11 protein-coding genes are annotated in these 26,378 nt (G+C 74.0%); 8 read left to right on the top strand and 3 right to left on the bottom strand.

Going from position 1 to position 26,378, the window contains the following annotated elements; all coding sequences use genetic code 11:
* Positions 1 to 29: 29 nt before the first annotated feature.
* Both ACF08N_RS04225 and ACF08N_RS04220 read right to left on the bottom strand, forming a co-directional pair.
* Positions 30 to 11,162 (bottom strand): amino acid adenylation domain-containing protein, encoded by an 11,133-nt coding sequence (locus ACF08N_RS04225; protein ID WP_392323042.1) that lies wholly within the window; start codon positions 11,160 to 11,162, stop codon positions 30 to 32.
* Positions 11,122 to 12,420, bottom strand: coding sequence for an MFS transporter (locus tag ACF08N_RS04220; protein WP_392323041.1), 1,299 nt, complete (start codon positions 12,418 to 12,420; stop codon positions 11,122 to 11,124). Before ACF08N_RS04220 ends, ACF08N_RS04225 begins: the two co-directional genes overlap by 41 nt.
* 260 nt (positions 12,421 to 12,680) lie before the next feature.
* Between ACF08N_RS04220 and ACF08N_RS04215 the strand changes: the two genes are divergently transcribed.
* Positions 12,681 to 13,172 (top strand): MarR family winged helix-turn-helix transcriptional regulator, encoded by a 492-nt coding sequence (locus ACF08N_RS04215; protein WP_392323040.1) that lies wholly within the window; start codon positions 12,681 to 12,683, stop codon positions 13,170 to 13,172.
* Between the two features lie 181 nt (positions 13,173 to 13,353).
* Positions 13,354 to 16,374, top strand: a complete 3,021-nt coding sequence (locus ACF08N_RS04210; RefSeq protein ID WP_392323039.1) for a BTAD domain-containing putative transcriptional regulator — start codon at positions 13,354 to 13,356, stop codon at positions 16,372 to 16,374.
* A gap of 395 nt (positions 16,375 to 16,769) precedes the next feature.
* On the opposite strand, the gene ACF08N_RS04205 is transcribed toward ACF08N_RS04210, so the two are convergent.
* Positions 16,770 to 16,937 carry a hypothetical protein gene (locus ACF08N_RS04205; protein ID WP_392323038.1) on the bottom strand — a complete coding sequence of 56 codons (168 nt, stop codon included), beginning with the start codon at positions 16,935 to 16,937 and terminating at the stop codon, positions 16,770 to 16,772.
* A gap of 207 nt (positions 16,938 to 17,144) precedes the next feature.
* Between ACF08N_RS04205 and ACF08N_RS04200 the strand changes: the two genes are divergently transcribed.
* From ACF08N_RS04200 to ACF08N_RS04175, 6 genes are all read left to right on the top strand, one after another.
* Positions 17,145 to 19,046 carry a BTAD domain-containing putative transcriptional regulator gene (locus tag ACF08N_RS04200; protein ID WP_392323037.1) on the top strand — a complete coding sequence of 634 codons (1,902 nt, stop codon included), beginning with the start codon at positions 17,145 to 17,147 and terminating at the stop codon, positions 19,044 to 19,046.
* A gap of 76 nt (positions 19,047 to 19,122) precedes the next feature.
* On the top strand, positions 19,123 to 22,458 hold the full coding sequence (locus ACF08N_RS04195; RefSeq protein WP_392323036.1) for an amino acid adenylation domain-containing protein: 3,336 nt from the start codon (positions 19,123 to 19,125) through the stop codon (positions 22,456 to 22,458).
* Positions 22,455 to 23,855, top strand: coding sequence for a serine hydroxymethyltransferase (gene glyA, locus ACF08N_RS04190; RefSeq protein WP_392323035.1), 1,401 nt, complete (start codon positions 22,455 to 22,457; stop codon positions 23,853 to 23,855). Before ACF08N_RS04195 ends, glyA begins: the two co-directional genes overlap by 4 nt.
* Positions 23,852 to 24,550 carry a DUF2461 domain-containing protein gene (locus tag ACF08N_RS04185; protein WP_392323034.1) on the top strand — a complete coding sequence of 233 codons (699 nt, stop codon included), beginning with the start codon at positions 23,852 to 23,854 and terminating at the stop codon, positions 24,548 to 24,550. The genes glyA and ACF08N_RS04185 overlap by 4 nt, the downstream gene beginning before the upstream one ends.
* Complete coding sequence (locus tag ACF08N_RS04180; RefSeq protein ID WP_392323033.1) at positions 24,547 to 25,641, top strand: threonine aldolase family protein; 1,095 nt, start codon at positions 24,547 to 24,549, stop codon at positions 25,639 to 25,641. Before ACF08N_RS04185 ends, ACF08N_RS04180 begins: the two co-directional genes overlap by 4 nt.
* The gene (locus tag ACF08N_RS04175; protein ID WP_392323032.1) at positions 25,638 to 26,219 is read left to right on the top strand and encodes a GNAT family N-acetyltransferase; all 582 of its coding nucleotides are present in this window, start codon (positions 25,638 to 25,640) and stop codon (positions 26,217 to 26,219) included. Before ACF08N_RS04180 ends, ACF08N_RS04175 begins: the two co-directional genes overlap by 4 nt.
* Positions 26,220 to 26,378: the final 159 nt, after the last annotated feature.

Raw genomic sequence — 26,378 nt, 5'->3', positions numbered from 1 at the left:
CGCGCATCGGGGTGCCGGCACAGAGATGATCAGGCGGTGGAGGGCGGCTCGTTCACCCCGCTGCCCTCCGCTCCCGCGGCCGGGCTCAGCAGCTCGGCGACCGGCGTCGACGGCTCCGCCGTGACCTTGTCGAACAGTGCGGTGAAGTCCTCGGCCCAGGCCTGGACCGTGGCCGCGTCGAACAGGTCGGTGGCGTACTCGAAGGTGACGTCGATCGCGTCGCCGCGGGGGACGAGGACGGCGTACAGCTCGTTGCGGGCGACGGCCCGGGTGGGCAGGCCGCGGACCGTGGCGGACACCCCCCGCAGGTCCAGTGCCGGTGGCGGTGTCGTGACCACGGTGAACAGCACGGTGGGGAACAGCCCGTCGGCCGTCTCGGGCGAGACGAGCCGTACGACCTCGGTGAGCGGCAGGTCCTGGTGGTCGAGTGCGCTGAACAGCGTCGAGCCGAGCCGGGTCACCAGGTCGGCGAACACCGGAGCCTGCGACAGGCGGGCACGCAGCAGCACCGCATCACCCAGCAGCCCGACCACGCCCTCCCGCTCCGGCCGGGCACGGTTGGCGCTGGAGGCCGCGAGGACGACATCGTCGGTGCGCCCGCACAGCCGGGCCGTCCAGGTCGCGAACGCCGCCGCGAGGACCGCGTACGGGGTGACGCCCAGCTGTTCTGCGGCCCGGGCCGCCCGGCCCGGCGCGGCGCCCTCGATGACCCAGGTGTGCAGGGCGCCGCGGCCTGACGGCGCGTCCGGCCGGGGGCGGTCGCAGGGCAGGCCGGGCTTCAGGGGCACGCCCGCGAGCTCGGTGCGCCAGAAGCGCTCCAGTTCCTCCCGGCGCGCGTCGGTGAGCCGGTGCTCCGCCCGGGCGACGTCCGTGAACTGCGCGGGCGGCGGCACCAATGCGGGGGCCGAGCCCTCGCTGTGGGCGTTGTACAGCTCCCGCAGGTCGTTCCAGACGATGCCCATCGACCAGCCGTCGCAGACGGCGTGGTGCAGTACGGCCACCAGCACCCAGCGGTCCGGGCCGAGCCTGCCGAGCCGGAAGCGGAACAGCGGGGCGGCATCCAGCGCGAACGGCTCGCAGGCGTGGTCCAGGCACCAGCGCTCGACGCGGGCGGTGTCGCCGGCGTACGCGGTCAGGTCGGTGACCTCGACGTCCACGGGCACCTCGGCGAGCACCTCGACGAAGAGGTCGCCGTCGCGCTGCACGCCCCTGCTGCGCAGCGCCTCGTGTCGTTCCACCAGGTCCCGCAGCGCACGCGTCAGGGCGTCCGGATCGAGGGGCCCCTCGAGGTCGATGCGGTGGGCGACGTTGTAGACGCTGGGATCGGTGCGCTCGTGGTGACGCCGCCACAGCCGGCGCAGGGTGGACGTCATGGGCACGAGGGCGGCGACGGCCCCGGGGGCTTCCGCTCCGGCCCCGGGCGCGGGCAACTCGCCTTCCTCGAACCGTGACGCGACCCCCCGGATGGTGGGGGCGCGGAAGAAGTCGGCCATGCCGAGTTCGGCACCGAGCAGCGCCGACATCCGGTTCAGCAGCCGGATCGCGCTCAGGGAGTGCCCGCCGAGTTCGAAGAAGGACCGGGTCACGGACGCGTGCGGCAGGCCGAGTTCGCCGCACCACAGCTCGTGCAGCTCCTTCTCCAGCGGGGTGGCGGGCTCGGCGCCCGCCGGGGCCGTTCCCCCGTCCGGGGCGGGCAGCCGCTCCCGGTCCAGCTTCCCGGAGGCGTTGACGGGCAGCCGGTCCATACGGACCCAGTGGCGTGGCACCAGGTGATCGGGGAGGGCGGCGGCCAGGGTGGCGCGCAGCCGGCCGACGTCGGCGTCCGGTTCCACGGGGACCACGTAGGCGACGAGTTCGGCCTCTCCGGCCCGGTCGCGGCGGGCGACGACGGCCGCCTCGACGACGTCCGCGCGGGCGTTCAGCACGACCTGGACCTCGGCCGGTTCGACCCGGTGGCCCCGGATCTTGACCTGGTCGTCGGCGCGGCCGAGGTAGGCGAGGGTGCCGTCGGAGCGCCAGCGGGCGAGATCGCCGGTCCGGTACAGGGTCGCGCCCGTGTCGTCGGTGACGAAGGCGGCGGCCGTCTCCTCGGGGCGTGCGTGATACCCGTACGCGACCGGCGTCCCGGACACATGGATCTCGCCGACCGCGCCCAGCGGCACCGGGCGGCCCTCCGCGTCGAGGAGCCGGATGGCCGCGCCCCGGACCGGGGTGCCGATGGGCGGGCGTTCGTCGGCGGCCGGGTCGACCCGGTGCGAGGTGACGATGATCGAGGTCTCGGTGGGCCCGTACTGGTTGTACAGCGCACAGCGCGGGTGTGCGGCGAGGAACCGGCGGAAGGCCGCGGTGAGTTCGAGTGCCTCACCGGCCGAGAACAGCTCGCGCAGGGTGGGCAGTTCGGGTCCGGTCTCCATGAGGTACCGGAGCGGGGTGCAGGGCATGAAGAGGCGCTCGACCGCGTGGCGGCGCACCGCCGCGGCGACCGCGGCCGGGTCGAGCCGTACGTCGTCGTCGACGAGGACGAGCTCCGCGCCGGCCGCCAGGGTCGTGAAGATCTCCTGCACGCTGACGTCGAAGGCGGGCGAGGTCCACTGGAGGGTGCGCAGCGGGGGGTGCTGTTCCAGGTGGCCGCGCACCAGTCCGGCCGGGCCGCGGTGCGGTACGACGACGCCCTTCGGGCGGCCGGTGGAGCCGGAGGTGTAGATGCAGTACGCGGGGTCCTCCGGCCGCGGCCCGTCGTGCGGGCCGAGGTCCGTGCCGCCCGGGACGTCGTCCTCGTCCCCGCCTGCCGCCGGTCCGTCCACGAGGTGCACGGGCCGGGCCGCCAGGGCCGGATGCCGGTCGAGCAGCGCGGCCGTGGTGAGCAGCAGAGCCGGGTCGCCGTCGGCGAGGAGCAGCTCCAGCCGGGCCGTGGGCAGGGAGACGTCGAGGGGAAGGTACGCGGCGCCGCTCTTGAGCACCCCGAGAAGGGCCGTGATCAGCTCGGGGCCGCGGGGCAGCAGCACCGCCACCCGCTCTCCGCGTCCCGCTCCCCCGGCCCGCAGCCGCCGGGCCAGGCGGTTCGCCCGCCGGTCCAGCTCCGCGTAGCCGACCCGCTCCTCGCCGTGGACAAGGGCGACCGCGTCCGGGGTCCGTCGCGCCTGGGCCTCGAACAGCCCGCTCAGCGTGTCGGCATACCCCGGCAGGGCCTCGTCCAGACGGCCCAGGCGGGACAGGGCAGCGCGGTCGGCGTCGGTGGGCGCCGTCAGTTCGGACAGCGCTGCGGCCGTCGTCTCCAGCGCCCGGCGCAGCACGCTCTCCACGTGGGCGAGCAGTCTCCTCACCGTGGACGCGTCGAAGAGGGCGGTGTCGTACTCGACCGCGCACCGCACGCCCTCGCGGTGGTGCGTCAGATAGACGGTGAGGTCGAACGGCGCACGGGCGCTGGGCAGGTCGAGCAGGGTGGCGGTCACCCTGGGCGGGTCGAACTCCGCCTCGCCCGCGTTCTCGTACTCCACCAGCACCTGGAAGAGGGGGTTGCGGCCGGCGTCGCGGTGCGGGTTGAGCGCGCCGACGAGTTCGTCGAAGGGGACGTCGCGGTGTTCGAACGCCGCGGTGCTGCTCTCCCGTACCCGGCGCAGCAGTTCGCCGAAGCCGGGGTCGCCGGACAGGTCGAGGCGCAGCGGCACGGTGTCGAGGAACAGACCGATGTGGTCTGCGGCCTCGGCGGGCCGCGCGGCGACGGCGGTGCCGATCACGACGTCCTGCTGTCCGCTGAAGCGGCCGAGCACGGCACCGATCGCGCTCGTCAGCACCATGAACAGAGTGGCGCGGTGACCGGCCGCCAACTGCCGGAGCCGACTGGTGAGTTCGGCGTCGAACTCATAGGTGAGGCTCGCTCCCTCGCCCGACCTGACCGGGGGCCGGGGCCGGTCGGTGGGCAGGGCGAGCTCCGGGGCCCCGCTCAGCTCGCGCCGCCAGTGGGCCAGGGCCTCGGCGGTCCGAGCGCGGTCCGGCGGATCGGCGGGCAGGGCGGTCAGGGGCGGCAGCACGGGAGCGGCGTCGTCCCGGTGCGGCCAGGCCCGGTAGAAGGCGGCGAGGTCGCGGGTGAGCACGGTGGTGGAGGACGAGTCGAAGACGATGTGATGGGCGAGGAGGAACAGCAGATGCCGGTCGTCCGCGAGACGCAGCAGGCGCGCCGAGACCAGAGGTCCGTCGCTCAGGTCGAATGTCCGGCGCCCCTCGGTCTCGAGGGCGGCCCGCAGCGCGGCCTCCTCGGTGTCCCCGGTGTGGTCGGCCACCGGGCAATCGAGCCGCACGTGCGGGAGGACCTCCCGGTAGGGCGTGCCGCCGGCTTCCCGGAACACGGTGCGCAGCGCGGGGTGGCGGTCGCACACCTGCTGGAGCGCCCACCGCAGCGCCTCGGTGTTCAGCGGTCCCTCCAGCCGGACGGCCTTGGGCTCGTGGTACATGCGCGTCCCCGGGTGCAGCTGTTCGAGGAACCAGATGCGGCGCTGGGCCGGCGACAGCGGTGACCGCCGCCCTTCGCGGCCCCTGTCGGCCGTGGGGCCCGTACGCCCACCTGTCGGTACGATCCCGGTGCCGCCGGCAGCCTTGTGCTGCCGTTGCCGGAGCCGGTCGAGGGCGGGCAGCGCGGCCAGCACCCGCTCCGCCGGGACACCGAAGTCGACGAAGCAGGCGATCTCGTCGGCACCGGCGTCCACGAGGCGGCGTACCGTCGCGGCCGCGGTGTCCTCGTCACCGATCAGGGCGCGGGAGTCGCAGTACCGCTCGTAGGCGCGGCCGAGCAGGAACTCCACGTCGTCCTCGGAGGTGTTCTCCAGGTCGACCTCGAAACCGAGGCTGTTGGTGACCTGGTCGAAGAGTGACAGCGAGGAACGCAGGTACGACACGAACGGCCCGTACGCCTCGGCACGCGCCCGTTCGGCGTCGTCGGCCAGGTACGTGTGCACGAGGACCACCACCCGGCCCGCTTCCGGGTCGAGCCCGTGCTCGGCACGGGTGCGGCGGTACAGGGCGATGTTCTCCGCGAGCTGCTCGACCGTCTGCGCCATCAGGTTGGTGACCACGCCGAGGTCGCGGGCTGCGGCCTGCCGGTAGCTGTCCGGGTTGCCGACCACGGCGACGTACAGCGGCGGCTGGGCCTGGAGGGGCCGCGGATGCAGCCGGACCTCGGTCGCCGTGCCGTCCCCTGCGGTCACCGGGAGCGGCTGCCCCGACCACAGTCGGCGGACGTCCTCCAGCCGCTCGTACATCACGTCGCGGTGCCGGCCGTAGTTCTCCGGGGCCAGGGCGAAGTCCGTGGCGTGCCAGCCGCTCGCGAAGCACAGGCCCGCGCGGCCGCCCGAGAGGTTGTCGACCACCGACCACTCCTCGGCGACCCGGACCGGGTGGTGCAGCGGCAGGACCACGGATCCCGCGTGCAGCCGGATCCGTTCGGTCCGGGCCGCCAGGGCGGCGGCGAGCACCGAGGGGTTGGGGAACAGCGCGCCGAACGAGTTGAAGTGCCGTTCGGGGAACCACAGGGCATGGAAGCCGTGCCGGTCGGCGAACTCGGCCGCTTCCATGATCAGCGCGTACTTGTCGCCGTCGGCCTCCTGCGGGTAGTCGCCGAAGAAGTACAGGCTGAGATCGCAGTGCGCCGCGTCGGAGGACGCCCGCGCCGTTTGTGGTTGCGATTGCGGTTGCGTTCGTGGTTGTGCTTGCGGCCGCACGGGCTGCGGTCGCGCCGCGGCGGGCGGTGCGGGTTGCGGTGGCGGGGCGGGTTGCGCCGGTCGGGCGCTGGGGAGGGCGTCCAGTTGGCGGGTGAGCAGCCCGGTCACCTGCTCCACCAGGTTCTCGGCGAGCCGGATCTGCTGCGTGAACAGCTGGTGCAGGCTCTCGTCGGCGGCCGGGACGGGAGCGGGCTCGGCGGCGGGGTGCGCGGCGGGCGCGGCGGAGGTGAGTGCGGGCCGGGCGGCGGGCTCGCTCGCAGGCGGTACGGCCGCCGTCGCAGGCTGCACGGGGGGCGCGGCGGCGGCCACGCCGCCCCGCAGGCCCGCCACGTGGGCCGCGAGCTTCCGCGGCGTGTCCGCGTCCGAGAACAGGTCGCGGACCCGGACCCGTACCCCGTGACGGCTCTCCAGCTCCGCCACCATGCCCATCAGGGCGAGCGAGTCCGCGCCCAGGGCGAAGAACGAGGTGTCGGGTGAGGTGTCGGACACCTCGGCCCCCAGCTTCTGCGCCGTCAACCGCCTGATGTCGTCGAGCAGTTCGTCCGAGGGTACGGGGCCCTGTTCCGGCTGCGCGGGTACGGGTGCGGGTGCGGGTGCGGGTACAGGTGCCGGTTCGGCCACGACGGCCGGCCCGGCAGGGGCGGCGACGGTGGCGGCCGGAGCGGCTACCGCCCGCGCGGCCACGGCGGCGACCGTGCGGCGCCGCAGCGGATGGCCGGGCAGGGGGATCCTGCCCCCGCTCCTGGTGACGGCCCCCCACTCGAGTGCGGCCCCCGCGCGGTACAGCTCCCCGAGCGTCTCCGTCATGCCGGTCACCTGCTCGGCACCCTGGCCCTGGCCGGCGTACCAGCGGCTCTCCGGTGCACAGTGCCTGCCCAGGCCGGCGAGTGTGCTGCCCGCCCCGATCTCCAGGAAGTCCGCGCACCCCCGGCCCGACGCGGCGGCCACCGCCCGGTCGAACCGGACCGGCAGGCGTGCCTGGCGGCAGAGGTATTCGGCGTCGACGGTCCAGCCCTCGGGGCGCAGCTCGCCGTCGAGTCCCGACGCGAGCGGGGTGTGCAGCGGCGCATACGCCGTCTTCTCGGCGTACACGCGGAAGTGGCGGAGCGCCTCGTCGAGCGCGGCCGAGTGGAACGCCCGGTCGACCGGAAGCGCCCGCGACCGTATGTCCTCCGCGGCGAGGAGGCAGGCCGCCTCCTCCAGGGCCCGCTCCGACCCGGATATCACCTGGGACCGGGGCCCGTTGAAGGCGGCCGGTTCGGCACCCGCGGCGCGGGCGATCCGTTCGGCGGTCGCCGCGTCGGCACGCACGGCGAGCATGCCGCCCGGTGCGGCGGTCTCCTGCATCAGCCTGCCTCGCCATGCGGTGAGCCGCAGGCCGTCCTCCAGGGACAGGGCGCCGCCCGCGCACAGGGCCGCGTACTCGCCGACGCTGTGCCCGAGCAGCAGGGCGGAGCGCACGCCGAAGGCGCGCCACAACTCGGTGAGCGCCATGTGGTGGGCGAACAGGGCGGGTTGGGCCGTGTCGGTGGGCCAGATGCCGTCTGCGGCCGGGTCCTCGTCGAGGAGCAGGTGCAGCAGACTGCCGCCGAACTCGTCGCCGTACACGCGCTCGCAGCGTCCGAGCACGCGGCGGGCCTCCGGGTACGCGTCCCAGATGCCGCGGGCCATGCCGCGCCGGGCGCTGCCCTGCCCGCTGTAGGCGAAGGCGACGGGCCCGAGAGGGGCCTCCTGGGCGGGCGGGCGTTCCAGCGCGCGGGCGAGCCCGTGAGCCGTCCGGCCGACGACGGCCGTGCGTGCCGCGCGGTGCGGCCGGCCCAGCGCCAGCGTCGCAGCCACGTCGGCGGCCGCGAGGCGGGGGTGGGCGAGCAGATGCTCGCGCAGCCGGGTGGCGGACTCGGCCAGCGCCTGGGGATCGCGCGCGGACAGCGGTACGAGGACGGGCTCGTCCGAGGGGCCGGGGTCGGCGGGAGCGGAGCGCTCGGGTGCCTCTTCGAGGATCACATGGGCGTTGGTGCCGCCCACGCCGAGCGCGCTGACGCCCGCCCTGCGCGGTACTCCGTCCGGCGTCCGCCAGGGGACGGTCTCCGTGCCGAGGACCAAGGGGCCGTCGGCCAGGCGCAGTTCGGGGTTGGGCCGGTCCAGGTGCAGCGTCGCGACCAGCGTGCGGTGTTCGAGCATCAGCACGGTCTTGATCAGGCCGGCCATGCCGGCGCAGCTGTCGAGGTGTCCGACGGCCGGCTTCACCGAGCCCACGGTGCAGAAGCCCGTCCGGTCGGTGTCCTCGCCGAGGGCCCGGGCGAGTGCCTCGAACTCCACCGGGTCGCCCAGCCGTGTGCCCGTGCCGTGCGCCTCGACGTACGAGACGGTGTCCGCGGGGACCGCCGCCCGGCGCAGCGCCTGCCGTACGACCTCGACCTGGCCCGCGACGCCGGGGGCGCTGAACCCGACTTTCGCGGCCCCGTCGTTGTTGACCGCCGAGCCGAGGATCACGGCGTGCACGGTGTCCCCGTCGGCGAGGGCCCGGTCGAGCCGCTTGAGGAGGACGGCGGCCACGCCGTTGCCGCCCACGGTGCCGTCGGCGTCGGCGTCGAAGGCACGGCAGCGTCCGGTGGGTGACAGGATCGAGCCGGGGTGGCTGCGGTAGCCCGTCTCCTGGGGGGTGTGCACGGCCGCGGCGCCCGCGAGGGCCAGGTCCGCGTCGCCGCTCAGCAGCGCCTGGACCGCGAGATGGACGGCGACGAGCGACGTCGAGCACGCGGTCTGGACGCCGATGGCGGGGCCGGTGAGACCGAGCCGGTAGGCGACCCGGGAGGCGAGGAAGTCCGGCTGCTGTCCGATGGCCGTCTGCATGCCGGTGGCCGGATCGCCGTCGTCGCGGGTGGCGGTGGGCGGGTGCTGGTGGCCGTAGAGGTTCATCCCTGAGCCGGCGAACACGCCGACGCGGGTGCCGGGTGCGGTCGCCGCGTAGCCGCCGTCCTCCAGTGCCTCGTGGCAGCATTCGAGGAACAGCCGGTGGGCCGGGTGCGTGAGGCGCGCCTCCTTGGGGCTCACGCCGAAGAACTCCGCGTCGAACTCCTCGACGCCGTCGAGCACTCCGGCGACGGGGACCCGGTCGGCGGCCCCCGCCTCCTGGGCGGAGAGCCCGGCGGACACCAGGTCGTCCGGCGTGAAGCGGCGGACGCTGTCCACGCCATCGCGCAGATTCGCCCAGAACTGTGCTGTCGAACGCGCCCCGGGGAAGCGTGCGGACATGCCGATCACGGCGATGCGGTGGTCGCCACGCGCGCCCGTCCCGGCGTCCGCGTGGGGTTCCGTACCCGTCCCCGCGTCCGCGTGGGGTTCCGTGCCCGTTCCGGCGTCCGTACCCGAACGCTCACCCGTCCCGGCGTCCGCGCCGGGATCCGCACCCGCGCCCGTACCCGCACTCGAGTCCGCCGCTGCCTGCGGCACGGCGTCGGACGGCGTCCCCGACAACGTCCCGGGAACCGCGGCCAGGTGGGCCGCGAGCTCGGCGGCCGTGGGGTGTTCGAAGAGCGCGGTCTGCGCGATCTCCGTACCGAACCGCTCCTCCAGCCGGACGCGCAGGCGCACCAACTTCACCGAGTCCAGGCCGAGTTCGTAGAACGGGACGTGCGCGGGCACCGGGTGACCGAGCACTGCCGTGATCTCCTCCTGGACGGCCGAGGACACCTCCCCGGTGTGCCGCAGGGCCGGGACGGCCGCGGGGGCGGGGGGTGCGAACCCGCCGGTGGCCAGCCGGTCGCGCAGGCCGCCTCGCCGCACCTTGCCCGCGGGGGTCCGCGGGAACTCCGCCGGCGGGACCGGCAGGACGTGGGACGCGGTCAGCCGGAGCCGGCCGTACAGCACCGACCTGAGCTCCCTCGCGATGCGCGCGTCCTCGCGGCCGCCCCGGCTCACGAAGAACACCGCCAGGGTCTCGGTACCGCTGTCCGGGTCCGGGATTCCGCACGCGGCCACGTCCCCCGTACGGACGCCGGTGACGGCGGTGGCGGCGTCCTCGACCTCGTGGCAGGAGATGTTGTGGCCGTTGAGGATGATCAGGTCCTTGCGCCTGCCGGTGATCACCACCTGGCCTTCCGCGAAGAAGGCGAGGTCACCGGTGTCGAGCCAGCCCGGCTCCGCGGGGAAGGCGGCGGCGTCGGCCTCCGGGTCGCGGACGTAGCCCGGCGTGACGCGGGCCTCCGACCTCACCTGGAGCCGGCCGATCCTGTTCTCCGCGACCGGTTCCCCGGCGTCGTCCACGAGGCGCAGCGTGGTCCCGTGGGCGGGCGAGCCGACCGCGACGAAGGTGACGCACTCCTCGTCGGGCGTGTGTTCCGCGGCCGCCACCAGGGGACCGCCGAGGCTGCTCCTGAGGATGCGCTGCACCGTTCCCGGCCGGTCGAGCCTGCCGTACGTGATGCCGGTGACCGTCTCGGCCATCCCCCACACCGGCACGATGTGCTCGTCCCGGATGCCGTACGGAGCCGTCGCCGCCAGGAAGCGGCGGAGCACCGGGAGTGCGATCTGCTCGCCTCCGCACACCAGGGTCCTCAGGTGGTCGAGACGCCTGCTGCCGCCGGGCCGTTCGGCGAGCGCGTCGGCGACCAACTGGTAGGCGAACGTGGGTGCCCAGCTGTGCTCGGCGCGGTGTTCCTCGAGGAGGTCGAGCCAGCGCAGGGGCTCCGCGACGACCGGTCCGGTCGGGACGTGGACGTTGGTGCAGCCGGTGAACACCGCGAGCACGTGGTACAGCAGGAAGGCGCCGCTGTGGTCCACGGGCAGCCAGTTGAGGGTCGTGTGGCCGGGATGCACGCCGAGGAGCCGCCGGCTGCTCGCGGCGAAGTCCGCGAGCCCGCCGTGCGTGAGCTGCGCGGCTTTGGGCACGCCTGTGCTGCCGGACGAGAGCATCAGCAGGGCGACGTCCGTCCCCGCGGGTTCCTCGTGGTCGTCCGCGGGCTCGTGGCGCAGGCAGTCGGCGGCGACGGCGACCCGCAGGCCGGGGGCTGTCCGGGCGAGGCTCGCGGCTCCGGCGGCGTCGCTGAGCACGAGCGGTCCGTCCAGCAGATCGCAGGTGTGCCGCAGGCGTTCGAGGGCCCCGGACCCCTCACCGGGGCGTTCCGCGATGGCCACGGGCCGGGCGCCGCCGAGCACGGCGGCCCAGAAGGCGGGGAAGAACTCGTCGAGGGGGAGTCCGCACAGCACGAGGGCGTCACCGGGGCGCAGGCCGTTGCCGCGCAGGCCGGTGAGCAGTCGGCGGGCGCGTGAGAGGAGTTCGGGATAGGTCTGCCTGGTCGTGGCGCCGTCCTGTGCGACGGTGACGACAGCCGCTTCGGGAGCGCGGTCCGCGGCGCGCAGCAGTGCCCGGACCGCGTCCCGCGGATCGTCGTCGGTGTACTCCGCCTCAGGCCCCCGGCAGATCGCCTGTCCCCGTCCGCGCTCCATGCGTGGTCTCTCCTCCTCGTGTCGCACCGTGTGTGGATCGTGACCGCCGTGGGGCCGTACCGCCCCGTGCGGCGGACATCAGCAGGGCCAGCGCCCCGATGACGGCCGTTCCGTGGAACGCCCCCACCACGGCGAGGGCGGGCAGGGCCTCGAGCGCCGCGGCGGCGGCGACGGTCCCGAGCGTGAATCCCGAGGTCTCGGCCGTGGCCGAGAGGCCGAACAGCCGGCTGCGCTGCCGGTCGGGGACGGCCTGCAGCCGGGAGGTGTAGACGATTTCGGTGCAGCCGTCCGCCAGGCCCGCGCCCAGGGCGACGATCACCAGCGCGGGCGCGGGCAGTCCGGTGAACGCCAGCACGAAGAACAGGGACATGGCGCAGGTGCCGATCGCGAAGGCGCGGTCCCCCGCCACCCTGTCGCCGCGCAGCCGGCGCTTGACCACCTGGTGGGCGAGCAGCGTGCCGACGGCCCAGGCGGCCCAGAACTGCGTCATGAACAGGGCGGGGTTGTCCGGCGACGCGCCGCCGGCGGCGACCGGCAGGGCCACGTTGTGCGAGGACGACGCCAGGGCGTCGGCGCCTCTGAGGAGGATCATCCCGATCAGCAGGGCGGACAGGCCGCGCAGTCCCCGCAGTCCGCGCCGCTGCTCGGCGGCGCGGGCGCCTGCGGCTTCCGCGGGCTCGTCCGCCTCGTCGGCGTCGGTGCGGGGCCGCAGCACGAGCAGCGCCGCCGCGGACACGAGGAAGCTGGCGCCGTTGATCGCGAAGGCGGCCGCGTAGCCGCCGTATCCGATGACGGGCGCGGCGGACGCGAAGCCGAGCACGGTGGCGAAGGACCGCACCGTGACGAGCAGGCCGTTCGCCCTTACGCGCTCCTCCTGACCGACCATCACCGGCACGGCGCTGCGCAGGCCGACGGTGAACAGGGTGTTCCCCGCGCCGAGCACCACGACGGCGCAGGCGAGCAGCGGCACCGGGGTGCTGGGCGCGGTCGCCGCGAGAACGGCCATGGCGCCGGCCTGGGCGAGGTCCGCGGAGATCATCAGGGCCCGGCGGCCCGCCTTCGCGGCGAGCGCTCCGGCGGCGACGCCGGCCAGCATGCCGGCGAACAGCCGCAGTGCCATGAGCGCGCCGATGCCGAACGCGCTGCCCGTCACCTCGTAGGTGAACAGGCTCAGGGCGATGAGGCTGAGGTAGTTGCCGTAGCAGGACACGGCGTACGCGGACACCAGGCAGCGGAACCGCCCACTCACAGCCGTCACTTCACTCCCCCGAGCACCACGGACCTCCGCCGCCCCGGAACCGTAGCCATGCCGTCCCCGGCATGTCGAGTGCGGCGCGGCCCGACCACCGGTCCGACGCGGAACGCCGGCGCCGGGGACCCGGCTCGTGCCCCGTGGGACCCGGCCCCGCGCCCGGCCCTCCTCCATGGACAGCCATGTCGCACGCATGTACGGTGCAGCAACGCATGGCCGGGGTCATTCCCGGCCGCGGACGTCGACTGCCGGCGGAGGGGGCCGTAGTGCGTGTCGCGACATCCGGTGAGCAGATCCGCGACGGCATGAACTCCGTCGACGCGTTCAGCCGTTCCGCCCTGGCCGTCTTCCATCTGAACGGCAGATTCGGCGCCCTGCTCGACCAGTTGACGGCTCCGGCCGGGCTGAGCGCCGCCCAGTGGCAGGTTCTCGGCGCGGTCGAGGACGCACCGCAGCCGGTCTCCGGCATCGCCCGTCTGCTGGGCGTCACCCGGCAGAGCGTGCAGCGCATCGCCGACCTGCTGGTGGCGCAGCAGCTCGCCGACTACCGCGCCAATCCCGCGCACCGGCGCGCCCGACTGCTGGTGGCCACGGAGCGGGGGCAGGCGGTGCTGCGCGAGATCGACGCCGGGCACGCCGAACTGGCCCGCCGGCTGTGCCTGGAGCTGGGCGGCGAGAAGGAATTCGGCAGAACCACCGAGGTGTTGCGCGAGCTGTCGCTCGCCCTCGGCGCCGTTGTCCCCCAGGCCCGGTCCTGAGGTCGCGGACGAACCGCCGCGCGGCCTGCGGCCCCACCCTCGACCGGCCCACGCGCCGCGGCATCCGCCCCGCTGACACGTGCCGACTCCCCACTGATCGGGGCCACTTCCCTGTTGTACCGTTACCGACCTGCCTTAAGGTCACAGGCCGGGGGGACCAGTGAATCAGTTCGTCTTCAGAATGCTGGGGCCACTGCTCGTACAGGCCGACGGGGCACCCGTGCGCATCAAGGGCAGGCGGCAGTCCACCGTTCTCGCGATGCTGCTGCTCTCCGCCGACCGGATCGTGTCCGTCGACACGCTCGTCGACGCCGTGTGGCCCGACTCCCCTCCGGCGACCGCACGCAACCAGATCGCGATCTGTGTGGCCACGCTGCGCAAGACGTTCAAGGAGGCCGGGGGGAGCGACATCCTGCTGACCTCTCCCCCGGGTTACGTCCTCGCCCGGGGCACGCACCGCATCGACGTCATGGAGTTCCTCCAGGATGCCGAGCGCGGGCGGAACGCCGCACGGCACGGCCGGGCCGAGGAGGCGTGCGCCCTGCTGGAGGAGGCGCTCAGCACGTGGCGCGGCGCGGCCCTCGACGAGCTGCCCGGGGAGCGCATCGAGGCGGAGGCGGCCCGGCTGGAACACCTGCGGCTCGACCTGATCGAGGAGCGCGCCGGGCTGATGCTGGAGCTGGGACGGCACCGGCTGCTGACCGGGGAACTCGGCGAACTGGTCGCCCGGCACCCGCTGCGCGAGCAGTCGCGCGAGCATCTCATGCTGGCGCTCTACCGTTCGGGGCAGCGCGCCGAGGCCCTGGAGGTCTTCCGGCAGGGCCGCTCCCTGATGAACGAGGAGCTGGGCATCGAGCCCGGCCCCGCGCTCCAGCAGCTGCACGAGCTGATCCTGCACGACTCGCCGGAGCTGACCCGGCCGGTCGCCGCCGCCCCCACCGCCCCGGTCACCCTCCAGACCACGCCCGCCCAGCTCCCCGCGGACGTCATGAGATTCACCGGCCGCCAGGAGGAAATGGCCCTGCTCGACCGGCTGTTGAAGGAGCCGTACCAGCCGCACGCACCCGCCCTGGCGACGATCGTCGGCGTCGGCGGGGTGGGCAAGACCGCGCTGGCCGTCCACTGGGCGAGCCAGGCCGCCGACCGCTTCCCCGACGGTCAGCTCTTCGCCGACCTGCGCGGCTACGACGAGGACAACCCGCCGGTCTCCCCGGCGGTGGTGCTGGACCGCTTCCTGCGGGCCCTCGGTACGCCCGCCCCGCAGATCCCCGCGGAGCCGGACGAGCGCGCGGCGCTGTTCCGCAGTCTGCTCAGCACCCGCAAGGCGCTCATCGTCCTCGACAACGTGCGGTCCTTCGACCAGCTCAGACCCCTGCTGCCGGGCGGGGGCCGCAGTGTCGTACTGGCGGTCGGCCGCGAGGCCCTCGACGATGTGACCGGCGACTACACGGCCCTGCGGATCAGGCTGCGCGTCCTGCCGCCGGCCGAGGCCACCACCTTGCTCACCAGGATCGCCGGTGCCGACCGCTTCGGCAGTGACCCGGTGGCGCTGGAGCAGCTGAGCGCGCTCTGCGACTGCCTGCCGCTGGCACTGCGGATCGCCGGGGCGCGGCTGGCCACCAAGCCGAGCCTGACCGTGCGCGGTCTGGTGGAACGGCTGAGCGATCAGCGGCGGCGCCTGGACGAGCTGAGCCCCTCGGAGGGCGGAGTGCGGGCCGGCTTCCGGCTGACGTACCGAGATCTGTCCCCGGACGCCGCCCGGATGTACCGCAGGCTCGGACTGCTGCGTACGGCGGACTTCGCCGCCTGGGTGGGCGCGGCGGCGCTGGGCACCGACGTCTGGCACGCCGAGCAGCTGCTCGACCAGCTCGTCGACGCCCAGTTGCTGGAGTCGGTCGAGCCGGTGCCGGGCCGTGCCGCCCGCTACCGGTTCCAGGACCTGCTCCAGCTGTTCGCCCGTGAACGCGCCGAGGCCGACGAGACGGATGCGGAGTGCGACGCGGCACTGGACCGGATTTTCGCCGCCTGGCTGTGGCTCGCCGAGGAGGCCCACCGGCGGCTGGACGGGCGGGAGTTCCCCGTCACCCATCCTCCGGAGCCCGGGCCGGCCTTCCTGCGGGGCACGGCGGACGACCTGCTGGCCGCGCCGCTGGAATGGTTCGACTCCGAGCGCGCCACCGTCACGGACGTCGTGGTGCACGCGGCCGAGACGGACCGGGCGCGGTACGCCTGGGCGCTCACCGAGAGCGCCGTGCCGCACTTCGAGACCAGGAACTACCTGGAGGACTGGCAGCGCTGTGCCGAGGCCGCACTGTCGTCGGCCCGGCGCACCGGCGACCGGACGGGCGAGGCCACCATGCTGCGGGTGCTGGGCTCGCTCGCCATCTACCAGCGGCGCTACGAGCAGGCCGAGGGGTGGAACCTCGCCGCGCTGCGACTGCTCGCGGAGAGCGACGACGTACCCGGAGCGGCGCTCGCCCAGCGGAACCTGGCCATGTGCGCCCGCTTCCAGGGCGACTGGGACCGGGCGCTGGAGTACTGCCGGGCGGCACTCCAGGGCTTCCACGAGGTCGGGGACAGCGGCAACGAGGCCCACCTGATGGGCTACCTCGCCCAGATCGAGCTGGACCGCGGTGAGGTGGAACGGGCGCTGCCGCTGGCCGTCGAGGCACTGGCGCTCAGCCGGCGCACCGGGTCGGTCCGCGCCGAGACGCAGAGCATCTACCGCCTGGCCGAAGTCCGGCTGCGGGCGGGCGATCTGGACCGGGCCGCCGAATCCTTCCACGAGGTCCTCCAGCTGTCCCGCCGGGAGGGCGACCGGGTCGGGGAGGCCCACGCACTGCGCGGACTGGGCGAGACGCAGTGGACGCAGGGCATGCTCCCCGCCGCCGAGCGCACGCTGAACGAGGCCCTGGAGATCACCGAGGAGCTGGCCGACCGCTTTCTCTACGCGCGGGTGGAAACCGATCTCGGCTGTGTCGAGGCGATCGGCGGTCACCACGCGGCCGCGGCGGAGAGGTTCGAGCGGGCGCACGCGGCGCTCGGCGAAGTGGGGGCGCAGCCCTGGCGGGCGCGGGTGATGCGGCTGCTCACGCGGGTACGGGGCGCGTACGAGGGGGACGCCGCGCCACCCGGCACCGGGACGGAACGATCCGTCACACCGCAGGCGCTGCAACTCCTGCTGTCGGACGGGCCGGACTGACCTGCGGGGGCGGCCGAAGGCCGCGCTCGCCCACTGACCGGCGGGGGCGGCCGAAGGCCGCGCTCGCCCACTGACCGGCTGACGCGGGCCGCGCCCGTCGCCTGACGGCACTCCCCACGTCCCGCACCGGGGCCCCACGGCACCCCGTCACCGGGCCCGGGTCCGTTCCGGTTCCGGTTCCGGTTCCGGTTCCGGTTCAGGAGCTTGCCGTCATCCGGGCGCCGGGCTCCGGCCTCTTGAGCATGCCGTTATCCAGCACGGCTGCCGGCTCCAACTCCAGCTAGCGGCTCCAGCTTCGGGCTCCCAGCTCCAGCTATCGGCTCCCGGCTCCCGGCTTGCCCTCGCCCGGGCACAGATCCCGCCCGCAGGAGCATGCCCTCATCCGGGCGCCGGATTCAGCCCCAGGGCATGTCGTCGTCGCCGGCGGCACGCGGCGCGGCCGGTTCGACGACGCCCCACGGCATGTCGTCGTCGCCCGCCACCGTGTCCGCGTACGCGGGGGCGCCCTGTCCCGCCGCGCCGGAGCCCGCGATCAGTCCCGCAAGTACGATCAGACCGGCCATCGTCGCCCGCTTTCCCGTCCGAGTGATTCGCATATCCATTCCGCCTCATCCGTCGACCGTGATTGCCGCTTGCCGCGGTGCGACGGACAGTAGGGACGCGTCCTTTTCCTGGCCTGTCCCTTCGGTTTTTCAGCGCCGGGTCCCGTGAAATCAAGACGATAACGAGAGAACAGCGGGAGCCCATATCTTCGTCCGTAGATTCGTCACATGGATCACGAACGGGGGGTGCCCATGGAATTCCGAGTTCTCGGGCCGGTCGAGGTGCGCGACCAGGGACGCAGGGCGCCGCTGTCCGGCACCAAGCTGCACACCGTGCTGGCAGCTCTCCTGCTGGCCCGCGGCGAGGTCGTGTCCGACGACCGGCTCAGCCGCCTGCTGTGGGGGTGGGCACCGCCGGCCACCGCGAACGCGCAGCTGTACACCTACATTTCGCGGCTGCGGAAAATACTCGGTGACGACGTGCTCATCGACCGCAGGCCGCCCGGCTATGTCATGTCCATCGGTAATTCCAGTCTCGACCTGACAGAATTCGAGGAATGTGATTGCAAAGGCCGGGAGGCTCTGCTCGAGGGAGACTTCGAAAGGGCGGGCGATTTCCTGCGGGACGCGCTGGCACGCTGGAACGGCCGTCCGCTCGCGAACACCACCGAGCATCTCTTCGACTCCGAGGCCCCCTGCCTGGCCGAGGCCCGCGCGGCAACGCTTGAGCACCGGATCGCGGCGGACCTGGCGCTCGGCCGGCACGAGCAGATCACCGTCGAACTCACCGGCCTGGTCGCCGAGTTCCCGCTGCGCGAGCGCTTCCGCAGCCAGCTGATGACCGCACTGTGCCGCAGCGGCCGGCAGGCCGACGCGATCCACCTGTACCACCACGGACGCGAGGTGCTGGCCGAGGAGCTCGGCGTCGATCCCGGCGAGGAACTGCAGGCCACCTACCAGTCCCTGCTCGACGGCTCGCTCGTGCGCCTGCCGCAGCCGCGGACCCGGGCGCGCGCCGTGCGGCGCCCGCCGGAGACGTCCGTCCAGGAGACCCAGGGCGCCCCCGCGACCCTTCCCCCGGACACCGTCGACTTCACCGGCCGCGAGCGCGAACTCGACGTGCTCCACCGGGCACTCGCCCCGGACTCCGCCGCGCCCGGCCGCCCGCGCCGCGTCCTGGTGACCGGCATGGCCGGGGTCGGCAAGACGGCGCTCGCCGTGCACGCGGCGCACCGCTGCACACCGCACTTCCCGGACGGCCAGTTGTACGCCGACCTGCGCGCCCCGGGCGGCACGCCGCGGCCCGCCGGCCAGGTGCTGCTGCACCTGCTGCGTTCCCTCGGCCGGCCCGTGGACACCGCGGCGGCCGACGATCTCGACGAGCTGGTCCGTCTCTACCGGGAGCGGACCGCAGGCAGACGCCTGCTCATCCTGCTGGACAACGCGGAGAGTTCCGCCCAGCTCGGCCCGCTGCTGCCCAACACCCCCGAACCGGCCGTCCTCGTGACCGGCCGCACCGCCCTGCCCACCGTGGCCGGGGCGCACACCGTGGCCCTGGACCCGCTGGAGGACGGCCCGGCGCTGGAGATGCTCGCCGCCGCCGCGGGCCCCGACCGGATCGCCGCGGCCCCCGGTGCGGCGGCCGTCATCGTCGAGCACTGCGCCGGGCTGCCGCTGGCGCTGCGGATCGCGGGCACCCGGATCGCCGCCCGACCGCACTTCGCGCCGGACCGGCTCGCCCGGCGGCTGGCCGATCCCGCCACCCGGCTGCGCGAACTGCACTCGGGGGACCTTGATGTGCACGGCGCGCTGCTGCCGTCGTGGCGGGCGCTGGAGCCCAGGGCGCGCCGGGCGCTTCCCGCGCTGGCGGGTCTCGGCCCCGAACCGTTCGCCGCGCTGGAGGCGGCGGTGCTGCTGGACCTGCCGGAGCAGGACGCCGAGCTGCTGCTGGAGGCGATGGCGGACGCCGCGCTGCTGGACGTCAGCGGCGCCGACGCGTGGGGCCGGCCCTGCTACCTGTTCCACCCGCTGGTCCGGCTCTTCGCCCTGTCCCTGCCGGAGGGACGCGACCGTGCGGGCCGGGAGGAGGTTCCGGTGGCGCGTAACCGGTGGCTAACCAGCCGCCCCTAGCCTCGCCGTGCCAGCAGCGCGGCACCCCCTGTGGCCCCGGCCTTCCGAATTCCGTTGAACCGAGTGGAGTTGGACCATGACCGAGCTCTTGCACGGCCGCGCCGACAGCGCCGCCTTCTTCCCCATGACCGAGACGCAGCAGGCGCTGATGATCGGGCGGGGCGAGGGTGTCGAGCTGGGCAGCATCGGCTGCTACGGCTACTTCGAGTGGGAGCGTGCCGATCTGGACCCGGAGCGGTTGGCGACCGCCTGGCGGCGGGTGGTGGCCCGCCACGACATGCTCCGCGCGGTCGGCCGCGCCGACGGAACCCAACAGGTGCTGAGGGAACCGCCGCCGTACGACATACCGGTCCTGGACCTGCGCGGTCTCGATGCGGCGGACGCGGAGCGGCGGCTCGCGGAGCTGCGGGCGGAGATGAGCCACCAGGTGTTCCCGGTCGGCAGCTGGCCCCTGTTCGACCTGCGGATCATCCTGCTGCCCGGCGAGGAGAACCTCAGCCGTATCCATCTCGGCATCGATCTCCAGGTGCTGGACGCGTCCAGCGCCTTCCAGGTGCTCTTCCCGGACCTGATCGACCTGTACGAGAACCCGCGGGCCGAGCTGCCGGAACCCGGCATCACGTTCGCCGAGTACGCGCGCTGGCGTGCCGACGACATGCCCCACACCGAGACGTTCCGCGCGGCCAGGGAGTACTGGCTGGAGCGGGTGCCCCAGCTGCCGCCGGCGCCGTCGCTGCCGGCCGGCGGCGCCCGCGACGGCGCGGTCCGCTTCGAGCGGCACGAGCACCGGCTCTCCCCCGGCGACTGGCAGCGGCTGCGGAGCGTGGCCGACGAGGCGGAGCTGACGCCGTCCGTGCTGCTCACGGCCGCGTTCGCCGAGGTGGTGCGGTGCTGGGCGCAGGAGGCGGACTTCACCCTCAACTACCCGGTCTTCCAGCGGCCCCGGGTGCACGAGGACATCGGCGCGGTCCTCGGCGACTTCACCAACGCCGTCCTGCTCGCCGCGGACAGCTCGGGCCGGACGTTCCTGGACCGCGCGCACGCCCTGCGCGACCAGCTGAACCGCGACCTGGAGCACGGTGCCTTCAACGGGGTGCGGGTGCTGCGCGAGCTGACCCGGCTGCACGGCGTGGGCGACCAGGCCGGCATGCCGGTGGTCGTCACCAGCCTGCTCGACTACCCGGTCCGCCGCCCGGTCACCGACCTGGGGCGGGAGGTCTACTCGATCTCGCAGACCCCGCAGGTGTCCCTCGACGTCCAGTTGCGCGAACTGGACGGCGAGCTGCGGATCATCTGGGACTACGTCGACGGAGCCTTCGCGCCCGGCTTCACCGAAGCCGCGTTCGGCGTGTACGTCGCGCTGCTCCAGCGCATCCTCGACGACCCGGACGCCCTGCGCACCGAGCGGTTCGACCTGATCCCTGCGGCCGAGCGCGAGCTGCGCCGCCGGATCAACGACACGGCGGGGCAGATCCCGTACACCACCCTGCACGAGCTGTTCGCCGAGCAGGCCGCGCGCACCCCCGGCGCGGAGGCCGTCGTCGACGCGAAGCGCCGGCTGACGTACGCCGAACTCGCCGCGTACGCCTGGCGCATCGGCCACCGGCTGCGGCAGCACGGCGCGAAGCCCGGCGAGCTGGTCGCCGTCGTGATGGAGAAGGGCTGGGAACAGTACGCGGCGGTCTACGGCGTCCTCGCGTCCGGCGCCGCCTACCTTCCGCTCGACGCGACCGTGCCGCCCGAGCGGCTGCGCCGGCTGCTCGCCGACGCCGGCGTCGACAAGGTCCTCACCCAGTCCTCGCTGGAGACCCGGATCGCCTGGCCGCCGAACGTTCAGCGCTACCGCGTGGACCAGGACTTCGAGGTCGGCGACACCACCCGGCCCGACATCGCGCAGACCCCGGCGGACCTGGCGTACACCATCTTCACCTCGGGTTCGACCGGCGAGCCCAAGGGCGTCATGGTCGACCACATCGGTGTGGTCAACCTGATCCGTGACGTCGCCGAGCGGTTCGGCGTCGACGCGTCCGACCGGCTGCTGGCCGTCTCGGGGCTGCACTTCGACGCCTCCGTCTACGACGTCTTCGGCGTGCTGACGCAGGGCGGCACGGTCGTGATCCCGCCGCCCTTCGAGCACGCGCAGCCGGACGTGTGGGCCGATCTGGTGGCCGCGGAGCGGGTCACGCTGTGGAACTCGGTGCCCGTGCTGATGGAACTCCTCGTCGGCGAGGCGGAGGTGCGCGAGCGGCGCGGCGGCGGCCGGCCGCTGGAGTCCCTGCGGCTGTCCGTGCTGTCCGGCGACTGGATCCCGCTGACCCTGCCGGACCGGCTGCGCGCCCAGAGCCCGCGGATCCAGGTCGTGGGCTCGGGCGGTCCGACGGAGACGATCTGCTGGTCGCTGTTCCAGCCGATCGGCGAGATCGACCCGGCGTGGACGAGCATCCCGTACGGCACGCCCATCACCAACCAGCGCTACTACATCGTCGACAGCACCGCGCGCGAGCGCCCGCTCGGCGTGGTCGGCGAGATGGCCGTGGCCAGCGACGTGGGTCTTGCGCTCGGCTACTGGGGCGACGAGGAACGCACCCGTAGCCGCTTCGTCCGCCTCCCCGAGACCGGTGAACGCGCCTATCTGACCGGAGACCTGGGCCGCTACCTGCCCGACGGCAGCATCGAGATCCTCGGCAGGGACGACTTCCAGGTGAAGGTCCAGGGCCACCGGATCGAGCTCGGCGAGATCGAGGCCGCACTCCGCCAGGACGAGCGGGTCACCGCGGCCGTGGTCGTCGCCCCGGCCAGTTCCCACGGCGTACGCCGCCTGCACGCCTATGTCGTCGCCGGCAGCGGCACCTCGGGGGAGCAGATCCTCGCCCGGCTCACCGAGCAGCTGCCCTCCTACATGGTCCCGTCGGCGATCACCGTCCTCGACGAGCTGCCGCTCACCCGCAACGGCAAGGTGGACCGGCTGCTGCTGGCGCAGACCGCGGGGGCGCAGCAGCCCGCTGCGGACGCGGCCGCCGCGGACGGCGGCGCCGAGCCGGACGACGCCCTGGCGCTGGTGCTCTGCGCGGCGGTCGGCGACATCCTCGGCCTCGACCACGTGGGCCCGGGTGACAACTTCTTCAAACTGGGCGGGGACTCCCTCAGCGGCACCCGGCTCGCCGGGCTGCTCCAGGAGCTGCTGGGCGTGCCCGTACCGGTCAAGACCGTGTTCCAGACGCCGGTCGTCGCCGAGCTCGCCGGGAAGATCGCCGCCGACGAGGAGTACGGCGCCGGGGCGGTGGCCGCCGCCGAGGCGCTGGCCGCCATGTCCCCGGACGACACCGACGACCCGGCCGACGCGCCCGCCTCCGCCGGGACGGGCGGCCCGGACGCCACCGACAGCCGGAACTCCAGGAGGGGACAGTCATGACCTTCACCCTGCCCGCACCACTCGGCGTACCGGCCGAGGAGCGCACCCGGCCGGCCGCCGGACCCGCACCGCACGGAACCGACCTCGGCGACTTCGCCGGCCGCGCGGCCGCCCGGCTCCGGGAGACCGATCCCGCACTGTACGACCTGCTGAACCGGGAGTCGGCCCGGCAGAACGACACCCTGATGATGGTCGCCGCCTCCAGCGTCGCCGATCCGTCGGTGCTCGCCTGCGGCGGCAGCGCCCTCGGGAACCTGACGGCCGAGGGCTATCCCGGCGGCCGGTACCACGCGGGATGCGGTGTCGCCGACGAGATCGAGCAGCTGGCGATCGATCGGGCCCGCGCGGCGTTCGGGGCCAGGGACGCGATCGTCCAGCCGCACTCCGGGTCGTCCGCCAACCTCGCCGTCCTCACCGCCCTGCTCGGCCCCGGTGACACGCTGCTCGGCCTGGACCTCGACTGCGGAGGTCACCTCACGCACGGCTCCCCCGCCTCGGTCAGCGGCCGCTACTACCGGGCGGTGGGCTACCGGGTCACGCCGGACGGCCTGCTGGACTACGACCAGATCCGCGAACTGGCCCTCACCCACCGGCCCAAGCTGATCGTCTCGGGTGCCAGCGCGTATCCGCGCAGCATCGACTTCGCCCGCTTCCGGGAGATCGCGGACGAGGCCAACGCCTACCTCCTCGCCGACATCTCCCACATCGCCGGCCTGGTGGCGGCCGGACTGCACCAAAGCCCCGTCGACCACGCCCACATCACCACCACGAGCACCTACAAGCAGCTGTACGGGCCGCGCGGCGGCCTGATCCTGCTGGGCCGCGACGCCCGCAAGGCCGGACCGGAGCGCGGCACGCTCGCGGCGACCATGCGCCGGGCCGTTTTCCCCTTCACCCAGGGCACCCCCGACCTGGCGTCGGTCGCGGCGAAGGCGCGGGCGCTGGACTTCGTGGCGGGACCCGACTTCGCCGAACTGGCCAAGCGGCTCGCCGACGGCGCCCAGGCCATCGCCGAACGGCTCCTGGAGCGCGGAATGCGCCTGGTCACCGGCGGCACGGACACCCACATGGTGCTCATCGACCTGCGCGGCACCGGACTGACCGGCGACGTCGCCGAAGAGGCCCTGGAGTCCTGCGGGATCGTCGTCAACCGCAACCGCGTCCCCGGCGACACGACACCCGTGCGCACCACCGGCGGCCTGCGGCTGGGCAGCAACACGCTGGCGGCCCGCGGGATGGACCGCGGCGCGGCCGCCGCCTGCGCGGACCTGGTCGCGGACGTGCTCGACGCGCTGCGGGCCGGCGGCGGGGTGCTCCCTGCGGCGGTGCGCGCCGCGGCGCGCACCCGGGTCTCCGAGCTCTGCGCCCGCTACCCGCTGCCGGGGTACCGGTCGTGACGTTCAACGGATTTCCGCCGTCGGCGCTGCGCCTGTACGAGGACCTGGCGGACGACAACTCCAAGGAGGCGTGGCGGCTGCGCCACCGCGCGGTGTACGAGCGGGACGTGCGCGCGCCGATGGACGAGCTGGCCGCCGAACTGTCCGCCGACTTCGCGGAGTACGGCGGTGCGGACGGGGTGCGGGTGCTCGGCCCCGTCCGCGACACCCGGATGTCCCACGACAAGTCCCCGTACAAGACCTACCAGGGCGGCTACCTGGACGTGCTGCCCTGTCTGGGCTTCTGGGTCCATCTGGACCGCGACGGGCTGTACGCCTCCGGGCGCTACTACCCGTACGGGGGCGAGGAGGTCGCCCGCTACCGGGCCGCCGTCGACGAGGAGGACGGCGGCACGCAACTGGCCGCGATCACCGCCGGTCTTGAGAAGGAGGGGTTCACGATCGGCGGCGACCGGCTGAAGTCCCGGCCGCGCGGCGTACCGGCCGACCATCCCCGGCTGGACCTGCTGCGGCACCGCAGGATCGACGCCGGGCGGCGTCTCGCTCCGGGCCCCGACCTGAGGTCGGACCGGGCCGCGGACTTCGTCCGGGAGACCTGGCAGCTGGTGCGCCCGCTGCTGGACTGGGTCGCGGCCCGCGGGCTGACACCGCGGCCCCGGACCCCCGCGACCGAGGGAGCTGACACATCGCCATGACGGCCGAGATGGTGGATCTGCGCAGCGACACCGTCACCCGGCCCACGCCCGGCATGCGCAGGGCGATGGCGACCGCGGAGGTCGGGGACGACCTGTTCGGGGAGGACCCCACCGTCCGTGCGCTGGAGGAACGGGTCGCCGGCCTGTTCGGCTTCCCCGGCGCGTTGTTCGTCCCGTCGGGCGTGATGGCCAACCAGATCGCGCTGCGGCTGCTCGCCGCGCCCGGCCAGGAGGTCGTGTGCGACGCCGAGGCGCACATCCTCGCCCACGAGGAGGGCTCACCCGCGCGCTACGGCGGCATCCAGACGCGGACCGTGTCCGGCGAGCGGGGCCTGGTGGGCGTCGAGGCGCTCACGGGCATCCTGCGGCCGGGCAACGCGTACACCGTCGGCACCCGGGCGGTGGCGCTCGAACAGACCCACACCCGGGCGGGCGGGAGCGTGTACCCGCTGGAGACCCTGCGCGCGGTGCGCGGGCTGACCGCGGAGGCGGGCATCGCGGTGCACATCGACGGCGCGCGGATCTGGAACGCGCACGCCGCGACGGGCACGCCCCTCGGCGCGTACGGGGCACCGGTCGCCGACACCCTCGCGGTCTGCCTGTCCAAGGGACTGGGCGCGCCGGTGGGGTCCGTACTCCTGGCATCCGCCGAACTCCTGGCGAGAGCACGGTCGCTGCGGCATGGTCTGGGGGGTGGCATGCGGCAGTCGGGGATCCTGGCGGCCGCCGGCCTGCACGCCCTCGACCACCATCTGGAGCGCATCGCCGAGGACCACGCCAACGCGGCGCTGCTCGCGGACGGGCTGCGGGAGGCGGGGTACGCGGTGCGGCCCCGGGAGACCAACATCGTTCTCGTCGAGACGCCCGGCGCCGAGGATGTCGTGGTACGGGCGGCGCGGGAAGGAGTGCTGGTGACCGCGCCGGGTCCGGGAGTGGTCCGGCTGGTCACGCATCTGGATGTGGGACGACAGGCGTGCCGTCGTGCCGTGGAGGTCCTGACGGCCGTTATGGGTGAAGGCCGTCCGGGACCGGGCAGGACCACGGCGGCGGAGCACACACGGCAAGGGAAAGAGAGCGAAGTAGCGGTATGAGTCTGGAAGTTCTGCCGGCGACCGCCGAGCGCTGGGACGACCTGCAGGCGGTTCTGCAGCCCAGGAAGAGCGCACACACGTGCTGGTGCATGGCCTGGCGGCTGTCCACCGGCGACTACGGGCGGATGACCGCCGATGAGCGGGGCGAGCACATGCGCTCCCTCGTCGAGGCGGCCGATCCCCCGCCGGGGGTGCTGGGCTACCTCGACGGGGAGGTGGCCGGGTGGTGCAACGTCGCACCGCGCAAGCAGCTGGACCGTCTCGCGTCGTCGAAGACGATCACGCCGGTCGACGACACCCCGGTGTGGTCGGTGACCTGTTTCGTCGTCCGCAAGGACTTCCGCGGCAAGGGGGTCGCGTCGGGCCTGCTGGAGGGCGCGGTGGCCCACGCGCGGGCCAACGGCGCTCCGGCGGTGGAGGGTTACCCCGTGGACCCCGAGGGCGGCAAGGTGAACCCGACGCTGGCGTACGTCGGCACGATGGAGATGTTCGAACGGGCGGGCTTCCGCCGCGTGAAGCGGACGGAGGCGAAGAGCGACAAGCGGTACCGGTGGGTGATGCGGCGCGACCTGGACTGACGGGGTCGCGTGGCACGTGGTGAGGGGGCCGCGCCGGGGCCCCTTCACTGTGCCGGTCGCCCCCGCGGCGCGGACGGCGTCGGGCCGGAGGTCGCGCGCCGACGGCGCGACGTCGCGGTGGCGGCGACATGGCTGTCGCGGGCCTGCCCGGCAGCTCTG

The sequence above is a fragment of the Streptomyces sp. NPDC015127 genome (genome assembly GCF_043080095.1).
Taxonomy (GTDB): Bacteria; Actinomycetota; Actinomycetes; order Streptomycetales; family Streptomycetaceae; genus Streptomyces.
This window is presented reverse-complemented; position numbering and strand designations above follow the sequence as displayed.